The following is a 16,052-nucleotide window of genomic DNA, read 5'->3' as shown; positions in this document are numbered from 1 at the left end:
TGGGGCGTCCGGGCCGAAAGGCCTGGTGTGCCTAGGGGAGAGTAACGACCGTCGCGGCGTAGACGAGACCCGCCCCGAAGCCGATGACGAGCGCGGTGTCGCCGCTCTTCGCCTGACCGGTCGCCAGGAGCCGCTCCATAGCGAGCGGAATCGAGGCGGCGGAGGTGTTGCCGGTGGTCTCCACGTCACGGGCGACCGTGACGTTCTCCGGCAGCTTCAGGGTCTTCACCATCGAGTCGATGATCCGCATGTTGGCCTGGTGCGGAATGAAGACGTCCAGGTCTTCCGGGGCGATCCCGGCCGCGTCCAGCGCCTGCTGGGCGACCTTCGCCATCTCGAAGACGGCCCAGCGGAAGACCGCCTGGCCCTCCTGCGTGATGGCGGGGAACTTCTCCGGGCGCTCGGTGTGGAACTCGTCCCACGCCACCGTCTGCTTGATGGTCTCGGACTTGTCGCCCTCGGAGCCCCAGATGGTCGGTCCTATCGCCGGCACCTTCGACGGGCCGACGATGACCGCACCGGCGCCGTCACCGAACAGGAAGGCCGTCGCCCGGTCGGTGAGGTCGGTGAGGTCGCTGAGCCGCTCCACGCCGATGACGAGGACGTACTCCGCGGAACCCTCGACGATCATGCCCTTGGCGAGGGTGAGCCCGTAGCCGAAGCCCGCGCAGCCGGCCGAGATGTCGAAGGCGGCGGGCTTGCCCGCACCGATCTTGTGGGCGATCTCGGTCGCGATGGCCGGGGTCTGCTTGAAGTGCGAGACGGTGGAGACGATCACGGCGCCGATCTGCTCGGGCGTGATCCCGGCGTCGGCGATGGCCTTTCCGGACGCCTCGATGGACATCGTGGCCACGGTCTCCTCGTCGGAGGCCCAGTGGCGGGTGGCGATGCCGGAGCGCGAGCGGATCCACTCGTCGGACGAGTCGATCGTTTCGAGGATCACCTCGTTCGGCACGACACGGGTCGGGCGATAGCCGCCGACACCCATGATCCGTGCGTACGGGGCGCCCTGGCTGGGCTTGATCTTCGACATGCTCTCGGGCTCCTTAGGCACCCGCGTGCTCGATGAGGAGCGCGCGGGCCGCGTCGAGGTCGTCGGGGGTCTTCAGCGCGAGGGTCCGTACACCGGGCAGTGCGCGCTTGGCGAGACCCGTGAGGGTGCCACCGGGGCACACCTCGATGAGCGCCGTGACACCCATCTTCTTGAAGGTCTCCATGCACAGGTCCCAGCGGACCGGGTTCGCCACCTGGCCGACCAGCCGGGAGATGACCTCGTCGCCGAGGGCGACGGCCTGCCCGTCGGCGTTCGAGACATATGTCACGGCCGGGTCGGCGATCTTCAGCTCCATCGCGGCCTCGCGCAGCCGGTCGACGGCGGGCGCCATGTGGTGCGTGTGGAAGGCACCGGCGACCTTGAGGGGCACCACCCGGCGTACGCCCTCGGGCATGTCCTCGGTCAGCGCGGCGATCTGCGCGACGGTGCCCGCGGCGACGATCTGGCCGCTCCCGTTGACGTTCGCCGGGGTCAGCCCGAGCTTCTCCAGGTGCGCGACCGTCACCTCCGGGTCGCCGCCGAGCAGCGCCGCCATACCGGTCTCGGTGACAGCGGCGGCGTCGGCCATGGCGAGCCCACGAGCACGTACGAGACGCAGCGCCGCCTCGTCACCGATGACGCCGGCGAGAGCCGCCGCGGTGATCTCCCCAACGCTGTGACCTGCGACGATGTCGGGCGACGCGCCGAGCGCGGCGGCGGACAGCAGACCGGCGGCAACCAGCAGCGGCTGCGCCACCGCGGTGTCACGGATCGCCTCCGCGTCAGCCTCGGTGCCGTAGTGGGTGAGGTCGAGCCCGATGGCATCGGACCAGGCCGCGACGCGGTCGGTGGCACCGGGGAGGTCGAGCCAGGGAGTCAGGAAGCCGGGCGTCTGAGCGCCTTGGCCGGGAGCGACGAGTACGAGCACCCTCACACTCTCTCTTGTGAACGGTCCGGAACACCCGTGGGGACAGGGACGAAGAACCGTATGGGGAATTGTTGATGTCCGACAAAAGTCTAGGACTGGGGATCTCTGGCGGCCAAGCGCCCCAGGATCAGGGCGATTCGCAGAGTGAACGCCGAGCGAACATCTGAAGGTGACCAACCGGTGACGTCAGTCACACGTCGGAGCCGGTAGCGCACGGTGTTGGGGTGGACGAAGAGCATCCTCGCCGCGCCCTCCAGGCTGCTCGCCTGCTCCAGATACACACTCAGCGTCTCCAGGAGCGCGGAACCCGCCTCTTCCAGCGGTCTGTAGATCTCCTCCACCAATTGGTCCCGTGCGGCGGGGTCACCCGCCATCGCGCGCTCCGGCAGCAGATCGTCGGCCAGCACCGGCCGCGGGGCGTCCTGCCAGGCGCTGCACGCCTTGAGCCCGGCCGCCGCCGCCTGCGCGGAACGGGTGGCCGCCAGCAGGTCGGGCACCACGGGCCCGGCGACCACGGGACCTGCCGCGTACGGGCCGATCAGCGCCTTCGCGACCTGAAGCGGATTGTCGCTGCCACCCGCGATGACGACGAGGCGGTTGCCGAGCACCCCGGTCAGGACCTGGAGCTTCGCGTGCCGGGCGGCCCGCCGGATCGCCTCCACGGTCAGTTCGCTGTCGCCGTCCGGGGCCGTACCGAGCACCACGCAGACGTGCTCGGGGGAGTTCCAGCCGAGAGCCGCGGCGCGTGACACGGCGCCCTCGTCGGCCTCACCGGACAGCACCGCGTTCACCACGAGCGATTCCAGCCGGGCGTCCCAGGCGCCCCGGGCCTCGGCGGCCTGCGCGTACACCTGGGCGGTGGCGAAGGCGATCTCCCGGGCGTAGACGAGCAGCGCCTCCCGCAGTACGGACTCGTCGCCGGGCGCGGCGACCTCCTCGATCGCGGCCTCCATGACCTCGATCGTCGTACGCACCATCTCGACGGTCTGCCGCAGCGTGATCGCCCGGGTCAGCTCGCGCGGAGCCGTGCCGAACACATCGGTGGAGATGGCCTGCGGGGTCTCCGGATGCCGGAACCATTCGGTGAACGCCGCGATTCCGGCCTGGGCCACCAGGCCGATCCAGGAACGGTTCTCCGGTGGCATCGCCCGGTACCAAGGAAGCGTCTCGTCCATGCGGGCGATCGCGTTGGCGGCCAGCCGACCGGAGGACTGTTCCAGTCGTTTCAGGGTCGCGGCATGCAGATGGGCGGCGTTCGCAGCGGGCTGCTCAGGATCGGATCGGGGCACGAACACAAGACTGCCTTATCGAACCACGTGAACGGAGGGCCGGGGCGGTGGCGGGTCGTATCACCGGGTATCGGACGGGGGTCTCATCGCGCTCCGGCCGGGCTACCGTGGGCAGGTGATTTCCGTACACCGCGCCGAAGACCGCTTCCAGGGCGGGGACCAGGAAGCCGGCATCCTGTCCCGGCACGCCTTCTCCTTCGGCAGCTTCTACGACCCGGACAATCTGCGCTTCGGCGCGGTCCTGGCGTGCAACGAGGAGCGGCTGGAGAGCGGTGCGGGTTTCGAGGAACACCCGCACAGCCATACGGAGATCGTCACCTGGGTCGTCGAGGGCGAGCTGACCCACCGCGACTCCACCGGCCGCGCCACGGTCGTACGGCCCGGTGACCTCCAGCACCTTAGCGCCGCCTCCGGCGTGCGCCACGTCGAACGTAACGACGGCGACGCCCCGCTGACGTTCATCCAGATGTGGCTGGCCCCGCTCGAACCGGGCGGCGAACCCTCGTACACGACCGTCCCCGACATCGCCGACTCCACCCCGTACGCCCTCCCGGCGGCCGGTGCGATGCTGCATGTGCGCCGGCCGGGCGCGGGGGAGCGGGTGGAAGTGCCGGACGCGGCGCGGGTGTACGTCCATGTGGTGGCCGGGGGCGTACGGCTCGGCGACGAGGTGCTGGAGCCGGGCGACTCGGCGCGGATCACCGGCGAGGAAGGGCTGGAGCTGGTGGCGGAGGGGACGGCCGAGGTGCTGCTGTGGGAGCTCAGCGGCTGAGAACAGGGGGGTGGGCTACACCTTCGGAGTGTCGGTGAACCTGTCCAGCTCGCGCATCGCCTCGGAGTGGGCGCTCATCCGGCGGCTCACACTGCCACTGGTGAAGAGCGCCACACCGACGATGGACACCGGAAGGGACAGCCCGAGCACGGCTACCGCCTCGGGCCAGTCGCGCTCGTCGGCGCAATAATCCCCGCGCTGCAAGCCCTGGTTGGCTGTGCCGTACTCGGTGAACAGCCGGGATTGGCACTCTGCGGGGTACTTGTCGTCGGGCTTCCTGTCCACCTCGTACGGCGTCAGCAGCAGTACGGCGCACCAAACCCACAGCAGTGCGGCGAGGGACAGCAGACCGATGCCCCAGGCCCGTATCCGCGTGGCCCGGTCGCGGAAGTCGAGGTCGTACTCACGTGATCGCATGGCGGACGAATCTAGCAGCGCCCGCACATGCCCCACCGCGGCCCGTCGGCCCAGGTCAGTCCGCGGCCCGTCGGCGCCACATCGACCACATCGGCGGCCCGGACCGAAACGTCATCTCCTCGTGCACGACGAAGTCGTGCCGCTGGTAGAAGGTGAGATTGCGGCGGTTGCTGGACTCCAGGAAGACCGGCCGCCCGTCCGCGTCCGCCCGCTCCAGCAGCCCAGCGAGCACCCGCGCCCCGCGCCCCGTGCCGCGCGCGTCCGCATGGGTGCCGATGTACTCGACGTACCAGTGCTCGGGACCGGCCGGATGGCGGTGCTCCATGGCGAACAACCGAGCGGCGGTACGCGGGAGTTGACCCCTTGCCGCGCGTACGAGCGGCCCCGCGTTGCGCAGCAGGTACGTCACCGGCAGCTTCCACTTCCCAGGCTCCGCCCACACCGCCGCGACCGTGCGCTCCGGATCGGTCCACACCCGGCCGGCCGGGACCTGCTGCGCCAGATGCGCGGTGAACAGCAGCCGCAGCCGCCGGTCCCGGTCGTGCGGCATCAGCCAGGACCAGACGGGGTCCTCGGCATAGGCGTTGGCGAGTACGGAGGCGAGCGCCGGGACGTCGGAGGCGGCGGCGCGGACTATGTCGGCCATGGCCGAAGAGAGTAGCGGTTCCCCGGGGCGGAGGGCACGGCGTCGGGGGCGCCTATCCAGAGGGACAGGAAGGGGGCTCGGGGACGACCATGGGTGGTCGTCCCCGAGCCCCCTCCGTCGCACAGGGCTTCCGGTGACGTCAGCGGAGCCCGTCCACGAAGCTCTGCCAGGCGTCGGCCCCGACGGTCATGACGGGGCCGTCCGGGTTCTTGCTGTCGCGGACGGGGACGGCGCAGGGGAGGCCGTCGGCCACCTCGACGCAGTCGCCGCCGGTGCTTCCGCTGTAACTCGACTTACGCCAGGCCGCGCTGCCGGTGACGGTGCACTCGACGCATTCGCCGCCGTTGGTTCCGCTGTACGACGACTTCCGCCACTGTGCTCCGGTCAGGTCATGCCTGATCTCCATAGCGTTCCTCCATCACACGAGCGATCAGTGTCGCCGAGTCCTCGGGGGAGAGGGCTGTGGCTTGCAAGCGAGCGTAGCCGACCGAACGTTCCTTGATCACCTGGGGATTGGCGGTCATGTGCCCCTGATCGTAGCTCTCCACGTAGAACAGGTCAGGGTCGTCGTCGAACCTGAGAAGGGTGAACGACCCCATCATTCCTGTGTGCTGGCCGACGGAGAACGGAAGTACCTGGATCTGTACCCATGGGTCGTCGCGGAAGTCCAACAGGCGTGCCAGTTGCGCGCGCATGACGTCACGTCCGCCGACCTCCTGGAGTAACGCGGTCTCGCTCAGGATGATCCACAAGGCGGGCGGATTCTCGCCCTTCAGGATCCGCTGGCGCTCCAGGCGGGCCGCCACCATCTCGTCGACCCTGCTCGGGTGATCGACACCGAGGAGGGCCCGCGCGTACTCCTCCGTCTGCAACAGCCCGTACACCAACTGCGCCTGGTACGTGGAGATGTACGCAGCCTTGGCCTCCATATCCGCGTACGGCTGGAACCAGGTCGGCAGCTGGCTGCGCAGGACCAGGCCGACGAGGCGCGAGAACACGCCGTCCGTGCCGAGTGCCGCGTCCACCCGCTCGGAGAAGTCGCGGGTGGGGATCTTCTTCGTCGTCTCGATCTGGCCGATCAGGGAGCCCGTGCAGAAGATGATGTCGCCGAGCTGTCCCTGTTTGAGGTTGTGGGCCTCTCTCTGGCGGCGCAGCTCCCAGCCGTAGTAGTCCAACGGGGAAGCGCTGGGATCGAGAGTCTGGATGTTGGCCACGGCGGGGGGTACCTCCGGCGTTCAACGCCTCACGGCGTTCGTTTCCGTACGTAGCCGAGCGTAATCGCGTCGCTGCACTCTGGTGACATGAATCACGTAATTGATCCCCTGGCCGACGACTCGCTGGAGGCGACCTACCGGGCCGACTTCGCGATGGGCGAGCACTCGGCCCGGCATCTGCGCCACATCCTGCGCCTCTACCTCACCGGCTGGGGGCTTCTCGACGTGGCCGACGCGGCGGAGTTGGCGCTCACCGAGCTGATCGCCAATGTCGTACGGCACGTCCCCGACCGCCGTTGCCAGACGCTCATCTTCCTGCTCCCGGCCGGGGGCGTGCGGGTCGAAGTCGCGGACGGCTGCCCGGAACCGCCCCGCGCGGTACTGGGTGATGCCTTCGACGAGGGCGGCCGGGGACTGGTGCTGGTCGAGGCCGTCACCGACCGCTGGGGCACGGAGCCGCGCCGCGACGGCACCGGCAAGACGGTGTGGTTCGAGTGCCTGTCCGGGAAGGCGGCGGACCGGCCGGACGAGGCGTGGCTCAGCGGCCGGAACGGAGCTCCGCGAGCACCGCGTCCGTGAACGCGGGCCAAACCTCGACCGCCCACGGGCCGAAGGCCCGGTCGGTGAGGGCGACGCAGGCCACCCCCGCGACCGGGTCGATCCACAGGAACGTGCCGGACTGCCCGAAGTGTCCGAAGGTCGCGGGTGACGAGGAACTGCCCGTCCAGTGCGGCGACTTGTGGTCACGGATCTCGAAGCCGAGCCCCCAGTCGTTGGGGTTCTGGTGGCCGTAGCCGGGCAGCACACCCTTCAGGCCGGGGTGTACGACGGTCTGCGCGGCGAGCACCGTACGCGGGTCGAGCAGCCTCGGCGCCTGCACCTCCGCCGCGAACCGCACCAGGTCGTCGACGGTCGAGACGCCGTCCTTGGCGGGCGAGCCGTCCACCGCCGTCGCCGTCATGCCCAGCGGCTCCAGCACCGCCTGGCGCACGTACTCCGGGAACGGGATGTCGGTGGCCTTGGCGATGTGGTCACCGAGGGCCTCGAAGCCCGCGTTGGAGTAGAGCCGCCGGGTGCCCGGAGCTGCTGTCACCCGGTGCTCGTCGAAGGCGAGCCCGCTGGTGTGCGCGAGCAGGTGCCGGACGGTGGAGCCCTCGGGTCCGGCCGGCTCGTCGAGCTCGACCGCGCCCTCCTCGTACGCGACCAGCGCCGCGTAGGCCGCGAGCGGCTTCGTGACGGAGGCGAGCGGGAAACGGTGCGCGGCCGGGCCGTGCGTACCGACGACGGTGCCGTCCGCTCGTACGACGGCCGCAGCCGCGGTGGGGGCGGGCCAGTTGTCGATCATCGCCAGGCTCTGCATGCATACGAGCGTAACGGGCAGGGATGTCGAGTCACCAGCCGCCCGACGACGGCACACTGCTTCGGCACCGAAGGGTCGGCTGATGGCTTGGCCCGTTGGTTACCCGACGCAGGCAACTGCCCGTCGGGGGCGCACGTTCCAGCGCGGAATCGGCGTCAGGTGGAGATAGGGCGGACCGACGTCAGTGGAAAAGGCGGGAGAAGAATGTCGGGCAGTCCGCTCAGTGTGACCGAGCTGGAAGCCACGGAAAGGATTCCTTGTTGGGCTGGGTGGCAGGTCTCCAGTCTCGGGAAGGGGGTGTTGTGGTGGGTGGTATGCGGGAATTGGCGGCGCCGTTCGTGGCGCCCGGGCCGTGCGGGGTGGCAATCCGGGACCGCCTCAAGCACCTCACATCCCAGGACGAGAAGGTTCTGCGCGCGGTCGGTGAGCATCAGGGCCGTCTGGCCTCCCGGGAGAGGCTCTGCATGCGCACGAGCGTAACGGGCACGTTCGAACGTCTCGGTCCCCGCCTCGGCTACTTTCTTTCCCCCGTGCTGTACAGCCTGTGCCCCGTTCTCCCTTCGTTGGAGCCCCAATAGTCGGTGTATTCCTTGTCGTCGACACGTCCGGAAACGCGGAACCTGCCCACGGTGGTATCGGGTTCCTTCACCTGGAGAGAATGCTTGCTGCCTTTGTTGTCGATGTAATCCACCCTCAGGTGGTATTCGACGTACTCCCTGCCCAGCAGTTTCGACTCCACGGCCATGACGAAACCGTCCCCGGGCTCGAGGACCTGTGATTTCCGGGTGAAATAGGGCTTTCCGTTCTGTGTGAACTTGGGGTACCGGTTGTCCAGGTTCAGTTCGACCGGGATGGTGTCCGATTCCATGCCCCCGAGGGGCACGATCATCGTGGTGTCGATCGCCTTGGTGCGTCGTGTGATCACCGGGACGATGTTCACCACCCTGACCGGCGAGGAGGACGCGTTGGTGACAGTCACCGTGTAGGCGGTCCTGTTGAGGGTGACTGCGCCAATTTTCCGGAGCAGGCGGTTCCATGTCTCCGGAGTCGCCCCGCCGGTCAATACCGCCTTGTCCTCGGCGCTTTCGACCCTTTTCTCCGAAACCAAATAGGTGCCGCCTTCGTCCGGCAGGACCACCACTTTGATCGGCGTCGACGGGTCCGAGTGGGGCGGGGCCGAAGCGGCCGGTCCCTTCTCGTCGAACAGTGCGTCGGTGATGAATCCCTGAAGTGATGACCCCAGGCCGGTGATGAAGCTCACGATCACCGCGGATAAACCAGTCAAAACCGCCGCTACGATCGCCGTCCGAGTGGCATTCCCATGGGATTCCGACCGTCCCGCGCCCCGGCGTCGTTCGGACACACGCCGAAGGCGTTCACGCTGACCGGACTGTCGCACCATGATGTCCCCCGCATCGAAATTTCTTGATCCTAGCGTGGCCCCGAGACGGGACGCACTCGGATTCCGTCCTCGATCGCGCTTGCTTGGAGTGCACTCCAAGGTTCTAGCGTGGGGGCCATGACGGTGATGGAGAGCACTTCCGTGAAGGTGGACGTCTGCGTCTCGGCCCCGCGGGCGCATCCGCGTCCCGAGGGGCAGGACCGCTACACCATCAGTGAGGTCGTCGCCTTCACCGGGCTCACCGCGCACACCCTGCGCTGGTACGAGCGGATCGGGCTGATGCCGCACGTCGACCGGTCGCACACCGGGCAGCGCCGCTTCACCAACCGGGACCTGGACTGGCTGGCTTTCGTCGGCAAGCTGCGGCTGACCGGGATGCCGGTCGCCGACATGGTCCGGTACGCGGAGCTGCTGCGCGAGGGCGAGCACACCTTCGAGGAACGGCAGGAGCTGCTGGAGGCGACCCGCCGCGACGTGAGGACGCGGATCGCGGAGCTCCAGGACACCCTCGCCGTCCTCGACCACAAGATCGACTTCTATGCGAGTGCCCGTCGGGCGCCGGAAAGGCCTTGCACCTGATGACTGAGAACAAGATCGCCACCGTGGAGCTCGGCAGCGGCGGCCCGCAGATCGGTGTGCAGGGACTCGGCTGCATGGGCATGAGCGAGTTCTACGGGGACACCGACGAGGCCGCGGCCCGCGAGACGCTGGAGACGGCGCTGGCGGCGGGCGTCACCCTCTTCGACACCGCCGACATCTACGGGAGCGGCGCCAACGAGACGTTCCTCGCCCCGTTCGTCGGGGCGCACCGCGAAGAGATCACGCTCGCCACGAAGTTCGCCATCGAGCGCAAGGACGACGACCCGCACTACCGGGGCGTCCGCAACGACCCCGCGTACATCCGCCGCGCCGTCGAGGACAGCCTGCGCCGGCTGAACACCGACGTCATCGACCTCTACTACATGCACCGCCGCGACCCGGGCGTCCCGCTGGCCGAGTCCGTCGGCGCGATGGCCGAGCTGGTCCGGCAGGGCAAGGTCAAGCAGCTCGGGCTGAGCGAGGTGACCGGCGCGGAGCTGCGCGAGGCGCACGCCGTGCACCCGATCGCCGCCCTCCAGTCGGAGTGGTCGCTCTTCAGCCGGGACGTCGAGCGCAGCGCCGTGCCCGCCGCCGTCGAGCTCGGGGTGACCTTCGTGCCGTACTCGCCGCTCGGCCGGGGTTTTCTGACCGGGGCGTTCGCGGACGCGGCCAAGGACCTTTCGAAGGGCGACTTCCGCCGGTTCCAGCCGCGCTTCACCGGCGACAACGCGAAGGCGAACGCCGCGCTGCTGGAGCCCGTCCACAAGATCGCGGCGGCGCACGGGGCGTCCGCCGCGCAGGTGGCGCTCGCCTGGGTGCAGCAGCGGGCCCAGGTGCACGGTCTGACCGTGGTGCCGATCCCGGGTACCCGCAAGAGCAGCCGTCTGCTGGAGAACGTGGCCGCCACCCGGCTCACGCTGACGGACCAGGAGCTGGCGTTGCTGGAGCCGATCGCGGGGCGGGTTGCGGGGGACCGGTACCCGGACATGAGCTCCACGTCCGCCGCGCGCGAGTAGTCGTTTCCGGGGGCCCGGGGCGCCCGGCGATTCGTTGTGCCCTCGATCGCCGGGCGGGCTTGAGAGATGCCCTCGATCGCCGGGCGGGCTTGAGAGATGCCCTCAAGCGCCGGGCGGGCTTGAGAGATGCCCTCGATCGCCGGGCGGCCTTGAGAGACGCCCTCGATCGCCGGGTGGGCTGGGTTTTGCCGCCCTACGCCAGCCCCGGCGTGTACGCCTACAACTCGGCGAGCAGCTGCGCCTTCTTCGCGCTGAACTCGTCGTCCGTCACCAACCCGGCCTGGTGCAGCTCCCCGAGGTGCCGGATCCGCTCCGCGATGTCCGCGGGATCGCGCCGCGCCGCGCCCGCGAGGACGGTGGTCGGCGCGGCGGACGACGGCTGCTTCCTGCGTACGGATTCCAGTACGGCCGCCGCGAACGGCAGCGACTCGTGCACCGGGCCGTAGCCGAGGCCGAAGACCACCGCGGCCGGGTCCTGATCGGCCCGGGCGGGGCGGGGCGCCATCGGCTGCGCGCTTGGCAGCAGGCCGGCGGCGAGCCCCGTGCCCAGCTCCGTACCGGTACTGCCCCCCACACCCGCACCTGCACCCGGGCCGGAAGCGGTGCTCATGCCGAGGCCGGCCCCCGCGCCCGGTCCGGCAACCGCGCCCGCCAGGCCCCTCGGCACCAGCCGCAGATAGCCGTCGAAGGCCTCCGGCGAGCGCCACTCGACCCCGCACAGCTCCGTCACCGGAAAGGTCTGGTCGCCGGCCTTCCACTTCGCCGTGGAGGCACCCGTCCAGAACCAGCGGAAGGAGATCCGGTCACCGTCGAAGCTGGCCCGGCCGTCGTACGCCTTGAACTGCATCGGGGCCTCGGGGGCCGCGACCAGGAACCGCTCGGCGGGCTCCGCGGCGTCGGGACCGAGCCGGGCGCGCAGCTCGTCCGCGTAGTACTCGGCGAGCGTCTCGCGCTCGGCCGGAAGCACCAGCCGGTACGGATCGCTGCCGGCCTTCAGCTGCCCCGCCGCGGCCACCAGCAACGGGTCGGCACCGGGTCTCGGCACCGCGTGCAGGACCACCGTGCCCCGCTTGCCAGGGGTCAGCGTCACCGACGACAGCGCCGTGTGCGGGACGCGGCGCTCACGCAGGCTCTGGAAGAGCTTCGGTGTGCGTATACCCCGTTCGAAGCGGATGAACACGGAGTCGGTGTCGAACTCCCAGGTGGCATGAATTCCGGCCAGCACATCACCCATGTGCCTCATCGTATGCGGCACTTGCTCGCACGTCCCCCTCGGTGTTGGCCCCGATATGCGGCCGGCTGCGTTCGTCGGGCCCGTCAGATCCCCGGGCCCCGGCCTCCGGTGGCGACTCCGTCGTGACAGGTACTGTCGGAGCTCGCACAGCTCACCGAGGCGTAGGCCCCGACGCCGATGGCGGCGAAGTTGCTGAGGCTCTCGGTGCCCGGCTCGAAGTAGCCGCTGTGGCCGACCGCTCCGCCCGCCGAGACAATGCGTGCGCCGAAGCCGGGGTCGACCGGGTCGGCGCCGTGGCCCAGCCCGCCGAGCTCCAGGTTCGGCACGTCCGCGATCCAGTCGCCGTGGTCCCGCGTCGCCCACACCCTGGCCTCGGTGTGCAGCTGCCCGGCGTTCTCCACCCGCATGCCGGGGCTGCCCGCGACCGCGATGTCAGTGACCCTGGAGGGCAGTTCGTGCGCGGCGACACCGCACAGCACCGAGCCGTAGCTGTGGCAGAACAGCGAGACCGGGGCCTTGCCGGGCAACGCGTCCACCAGGGCGTTCAGCCGCAAGGCCCCGCGCTCGGCGAGGTTCCCCAGGGCCGCGTCCACCCCGATCCCGGCAGGCGTCGTGTAGTCGGCCCAGGCGATGACGGCGGTACGGGTACCGGGGCGCGCGGCGCGCTCCGCCGCGTACAGCGACTTCGCCATGCCGACCGGGGCGGCGTTCACCATGGGGGCGGTCCGCTCCAGCGTCAGCAGATTGGTGTCCACGCCGGGGACGATCACGGAGATCCGCGTGGCCCGGTCGAGATCACCGAACACCTCGGCGGCGCGGCCCTTCCCGGACGGGTCGAAGGCGAGGATGTGCCGGCCGTTCTCCAGCATCGACTGGAAGCGGTCCATCCGCCGGAGTGCCTCGGCGCGGCCGTCGGGGGAGAGCCTCTCGTCGTGCGTCCGCTGCCGCTCGACAGCCTGCGCCTGCACCAGGGCCTGCTGGTTGGCGTGGTAGCGCAGGGTGACCGGGGCGCCGTTCAGATTGCCCACGACCAAGGGGTACTTGTCGGCGAGTGCGGTGCGCTGCGCGGCCGTGAGCGTGGCGAAGAACTGCGCCATCCGGCCCGGCGGAGCGTCGGCGTCCGGCAGCACATGACCGGCAACGCTGCCGCGCGCCCACGCGGCGAGTGCGAGGGTCCGTGGCTCGTCGGAGCGTTGGTGACGTACGGCGGTCCAGCCCGTGGTCGCCAGCATCACGAACACAACCGCGACGGCGAGCAGCGCGCGCCATGCGGTGAGCGTGGGGGAGGTGTCGAAGGAAGTCACTTCTGCCCACATTAGGAGACGCGGGACGACAGCCGTGAACAGGGTGACGCACATCACCCGGCTGTCGGGAATTCAAGACCGGTCAATTCACGCTGTGTTGGTGCGACGCGCACGCTCAGGCGCGCGGAGAGCCTCCGGAGCGTCGCATATGGCCGATGAGGCACGGCTGTTGTGAAGTCGGTCATGTCGGGGCAATGAGGCGTACAGCACATCTGCGCGTCGGCGCGTCGGCGCGTCGGCACATCAGCGGATCGGCGGCTCGACAGCTCGACGGCTCGACATAGCGACACCTCGGCGCGCCGACGCGTGCGCGCCGAGCCCACCGCACACCGGACGGAGCCTCCATGGCGCTACCCGAGCCCCGCGCCGGTCTCCGCCCGCCAGTTCCCGGCCAGTGCCGGGCCGAGCTGGTCCAGGTACGTCTCGGTCAGCGCGCGCAGCGAGTCCGCGCTGGCGTCCCGCCCCTGCCCCCAGAGCTGCCCGGTCACCCGCATCACCCCGCAGAACGCGGCGACCGCGACCCTCGGCCGGGGGTCCGTCTCCACGTCGAGCCCCTCGCGCTCGGCGATGAGCAGCGCGATCTGGTTCTCCAGATCGATGTGGCGTCGCAGGTGGGCGGCGAGCAGCGACGGCGTCGACTCGATCATCTGGTACGTACGCATGTGGAGTTCGACCGTGACGATCGCCTCGATCGCCTCGCCGATGGTGTTCCAGGCGCAGAGGACCGCGCGGCGCAGCGCCTCGAACGGGGTCTCCGAAGCGGGACGCCGGCGCAGCTCCGAGAGGAAGTGCGACTCCACCATCTCCTGGATGGCGAAGGCGGCCTCCTCCTTGCTGGCGAAGTGGCGGAAGAAGGTGCGCTGGGAGACCTCGACGGCGTCGACGATCTCGTCGACGGTGGTCTCCTCGTACCCCTGGGTGGTGAAAAGTTCGAGGGCGGCGTGCAGCAGGGCGTCCCGGGTGCGCCGCTTCTTCCGCTCGCGCAGCCCGGTCGGACGCCTGTCAGGTCCCGTCGGACGCCTGTCAGGTCCCGTCGGAGGCTCGCGCAGCCCGCTCGGATGCACGGCCCGCTGCCCATCGGTCACGGAAATGGTCCTCTTTCTCCTGATAATCCCAGCTCAGCGTACCTGTGAGCTACGTGACAGTTACTGTCTTGTGAAATGGTTTGTCAACTGTCAGCGGCTGACATTAATCTCCCGCACATGACTAGTCAGACCACCGTCGAAAAGGCGTCGCGGGAGCCACAGGGCGCAGCCGTGCCCGCACCTGCCAAGGGGCTGCGCGGCCACCCCTGGCTGACGCTCTTCTCCGTGGCCATCGGCGTGATGATGGTCGCGCTCGACGGCACGATCGTCGCGATCGCCAACCCCGCCATCCAGCAGGATCTCGGCGCCTCGCTCGCCGACGTCCAGTGGATCACCAACGGCTACATGCTCGCCCTCGCGGTCTCCCTGATCACCGCGGGCAAGCTCGGTGACCGGTTCGGCCACCGCCAGACCTTCCTCATAGGTGTCGTGGGCTTCGCCGCGGCATCGGGGGCCATCGGCCTCTCGCACAGCGTCGCCCTGGTGATCGTGTTCCGGGTGCTCCAGGGCCTCTTCGGCGCCCTGCTGATGCCCGCCGCGCTCGGCCTGCTCCGCGCCACCTTCCCGGCCGAGAAGCTGAACATGGCGATCGGCATCTGGGGCATGGTGATCGGCGCCTCGACCGCGGGCGGTCCGATCCTCGGCGGCGTGCTCGTCGAGCACGTCAGCTGGCAGTCCGTCTTCTTCATCAATGTGCCGGTCGGCGTGATCGCGCTCGTGCTGGGCCTGGTGATCCTCAAGGACCATCGCGCCGAGAACGCGCCGCGCTCCTTCGACATCGGCGGCATCGTGCTGCTCTCGCAGGCGATGTTCTGCCTCATCTGGGCGCTCATCAAGGGCGCCGAGTGGGGCTGGGGCGACTACAAGACGCTCGGCTTCCTGGGCGCCGCCGTGGCCCTGTTCGTGGTCTTCGCCTTCTCCCAGAAGAACGTCAGGGAGCCGCTGATCCCGCTGGCGATGTTCCGGTCCGTGCCGCTGTCGGCGGGCGCGGTCCTGATGGTGCTGATGGCCTTCGCCTTCATGGGCGGGCTGTTCTTCGTCACCTTCTACCTGCAGAACGTGCATGGTCTGAGCCCCGTCGACAGCGGTCTGCACCTGCTGCCGCTGACCGGCATGATGATCGTCGCCTCGCCGCTCGCGGGCGCCGTGATCACGAAGTTCGGCCCGCGGGTTCCGCTGGTCGGCGGCATGGTGTGCACGGCGGTCGCCATGTTCGGCATGTCCCAGCTGGAGATCGGCACCAGCACCCTGACCATGTCGATCTGGTTCGGGCTGCTCGGTCTCGGCCTTGCCCCGGTGATGGTCGGCGCCACCGAGGTCATCGTCGGCAACGCCCCGATGGAGCTCTCCGGCGTCGCGGGCGGTCTGCAGCAGGCCGCCATGCAGGTCGGCGGCAGCCTCGGTACGGCGGTACTGGGCGCGATCATGGCCTCCCAGGTCGACTCGAAGCTGGCTGGCAACTGGACGGCCGCGCAGCTTCCGCCCCTCTCGCCGAAGCAGCTGGACGCGGCGTCCTCGGCCGTCGAGGTCGGCGTCCCGCCGATGGACGCCAACACTCCGCCGGAGGTCGCGGCGAAGATCGCGGGCGTCGCCCATGACACGTTCGTGTCGGGCATGAGCACGGCATTCATGGTCGCCGGCATCGTCGCGGTGGTCGCCGCGCTGGTCGCCACGCTCACCAAGCGCGGTGCGAACGCCGAGGCGGGCGCGGGCGCCGGTCACATCTGACGGTTCGTCATGACGCTTGCCCGGCGTCAACACAGTGCGTACGAC

At 69.6% G+C, this 16,052-nt stretch carries 17 protein-coding genes; 5 read left to right on the top strand and 12 right to left on the bottom strand.

Annotated elements, in window-relative coordinates:
- Positions 1–31: 31 nt before the first annotated feature.
- From OH735_RS11090 to OH735_RS11080, 3 genes are all read right to left on the bottom strand, one after another.
- Positions 32–1,033: a ketoacyl-ACP synthase III gene (locus OH735_RS11090; RefSeq protein WP_406381211.1), complete on the bottom strand. Its 1,002-nt coding sequence runs from the start codon at positions 1,031–1,033 to the stop codon at positions 32–34.
- 13 nt (positions 1,034–1,046) lie between these two features.
- Positions 1,047–1,961: an ACP S-malonyltransferase gene (locus OH735_RS11085; RefSeq protein WP_406381210.1), complete on the bottom strand. Its 915-nt coding sequence runs from the start codon at positions 1,959–1,961 to the stop codon at positions 1,047–1,049.
- A gap of 89 nt (positions 1,962–2,050) precedes the next feature.
- Entirely contained in the window at positions 2,051–3,250 is a 1,200-nt protein-coding gene (locus tag OH735_RS11080; protein WP_406381209.1) for a PucR family transcriptional regulator, read from the bottom strand.
- Positions 3,251–3,365: 115 nt separating this feature from the next.
- Between OH735_RS11080 and OH735_RS11075 the strand changes: the two genes are divergently transcribed.
- Positions 3,366–4,022, top strand: coding sequence for a pirin family protein (locus OH735_RS11075; protein ID WP_406381208.1), 657 nt, complete (start codon positions 3,366–3,368; stop codon positions 4,020–4,022).
- A gap of 15 nt (positions 4,023–4,037) precedes the next feature.
- Here the strand turns inward: OH735_RS11075 and OH735_RS11070 are convergent, their stop codons facing one another.
- The 4 genes from OH735_RS11070 to OH735_RS11055 all read right to left on the bottom strand — a co-directional run bounded on the left by OH735_RS11070 (position 4,038) and on the right by OH735_RS11055 (position 6,299).
- Positions 4,038–4,439 carry a hypothetical protein gene (locus tag OH735_RS11070; protein ID WP_406381207.1) on the bottom strand — a complete coding sequence of 134 codons (402 nt, stop codon included), beginning with the start codon at positions 4,437–4,439 and terminating at the stop codon, positions 4,038–4,040.
- 55 nt (positions 4,440–4,494) lie between these two features.
- The gene (locus OH735_RS11065) at positions 4,495–5,085 is read right to left on the bottom strand and encodes a GNAT family N-acetyltransferase (protein ID WP_406381206.1); all 591 of its coding nucleotides are present in this window, start codon (positions 5,083–5,085) and stop codon (positions 4,495–4,497) included.
- Positions 5,086–5,224: 139 nt separating this feature from the next.
- Positions 5,225–5,491 carry a DUF397 domain-containing protein gene (locus tag OH735_RS11060; protein WP_406381205.1) on the bottom strand — a complete coding sequence of 89 codons (267 nt, stop codon included), beginning with the start codon at positions 5,489–5,491 and terminating at the stop codon, positions 5,225–5,227.
- Positions 5,475–6,299, bottom strand: coding sequence for a helix-turn-helix transcriptional regulator (locus OH735_RS11055; protein ID WP_406381204.1), 825 nt, complete (start codon positions 6,297–6,299; stop codon positions 5,475–5,477). Before OH735_RS11055 ends, OH735_RS11060 begins: the two co-directional genes overlap by 17 nt.
- 87 nt (positions 6,300–6,386) lie before the next feature.
- Here OH735_RS11055 and OH735_RS11050 point away from each other — a divergent pair, with 87 nt between their 5' ends.
- The gene (locus OH735_RS11050) at positions 6,387–6,878 is read left to right on the top strand and encodes an ATP-binding protein (protein WP_406381203.1); all 492 of its coding nucleotides are present in this window, start codon (positions 6,387–6,389) and stop codon (positions 6,876–6,878) included.
- Here OH735_RS11050 and OH735_RS11045 read toward each other — a convergent pair.
- On the bottom strand, positions 6,838–7,659 hold the full coding sequence (locus OH735_RS11045; RefSeq protein ID WP_406381202.1) for a serine hydrolase domain-containing protein: 822 nt from the start codon (positions 7,657–7,659) through the stop codon (positions 6,838–6,840). The genes OH735_RS11050 and OH735_RS11045 overlap by 41 nt on opposite strands.
- 514 nt (positions 7,660–8,173) lie before the next feature.
- Entirely contained in the window at positions 8,174–8,920 is a 747-nt protein-coding gene (locus OH735_RS11040; RefSeq protein WP_406381201.1) for a hypothetical protein, read from the bottom strand.
- 258 nt (positions 8,921–9,178) lie between these two features.
- On the opposite strand from OH735_RS11040, the gene OH735_RS11035 reads away from it, so the two are divergent.
- Together OH735_RS11035 and OH735_RS11030 are read left to right on the top strand one after the other, a co-directional pair.
- Complete coding sequence (locus tag OH735_RS11035; RefSeq protein WP_406381200.1) at positions 9,179–9,640, top strand: MerR family transcriptional regulator; 462 nt, start codon at positions 9,179–9,181, stop codon at positions 9,638–9,640.
- Positions 9,640–10,656, top strand: a complete 1,017-nt coding sequence (locus tag OH735_RS11030) for an aldo/keto reductase (protein WP_406381199.1) — start codon at positions 9,640–9,642, stop codon at positions 10,654–10,656. Before OH735_RS11035 ends, OH735_RS11030 begins: the two co-directional genes overlap by 1 nt.
- 217 nt (positions 10,657–10,873) lie before the next feature.
- Here OH735_RS11030 and OH735_RS11025 read toward each other — a convergent pair whose 3' ends face one another.
- From OH735_RS11025 to OH735_RS11015, 3 genes are all read right to left on the bottom strand, one after another.
- Complete coding sequence (locus OH735_RS11025; RefSeq protein WP_406381198.1) at positions 10,874–11,890, bottom strand: DUF4429 domain-containing protein; 1,017 nt, start codon at positions 11,888–11,890, stop codon at positions 10,874–10,876.
- Positions 11,891–11,973: 83 nt separating this feature from the next.
- The gene (locus tag OH735_RS11020) at positions 11,974–13,194 is read right to left on the bottom strand and encodes an alpha/beta hydrolase (protein WP_406381197.1); all 1,221 of its coding nucleotides are present in this window, start codon (positions 13,192–13,194) and stop codon (positions 11,974–11,976) included.
- Between the two features lie 350 nt (positions 13,195–13,544).
- Positions 13,545–14,180 (bottom strand): TetR/AcrR family transcriptional regulator, encoded by a 636-nt coding sequence (locus OH735_RS11015; RefSeq protein WP_406386523.1) that lies wholly within the window; start codon positions 14,178–14,180, stop codon positions 13,545–13,547.
- Positions 14,181–14,396: 216 nt separating this feature from the next.
- On the opposite strand from OH735_RS11015, the gene OH735_RS11010 reads away from it, so the two are divergent.
- A complete protein-coding gene (locus OH735_RS11010) occupies positions 14,397–16,007 on the top strand; it encodes an MFS transporter (protein ID WP_406381196.1) in 1,611 nt (536 codons plus the stop codon).
- Positions 16,008–16,052 lie beyond the last annotated feature (45 nt).

The organism is Streptomyces sp. NBC_01618 (assembly GCF_045209435.1).
In the GTDB taxonomy this organism is placed as follows: domain Bacteria; phylum Actinomycetota; class Actinomycetes; order Streptomycetales; family Streptomycetaceae; genus Streptomyces.
The sequence above is the reverse complement of the archived record's forward strand: the minus strand, read 5'-3'. Positions and strand labels throughout refer to the sequence as shown.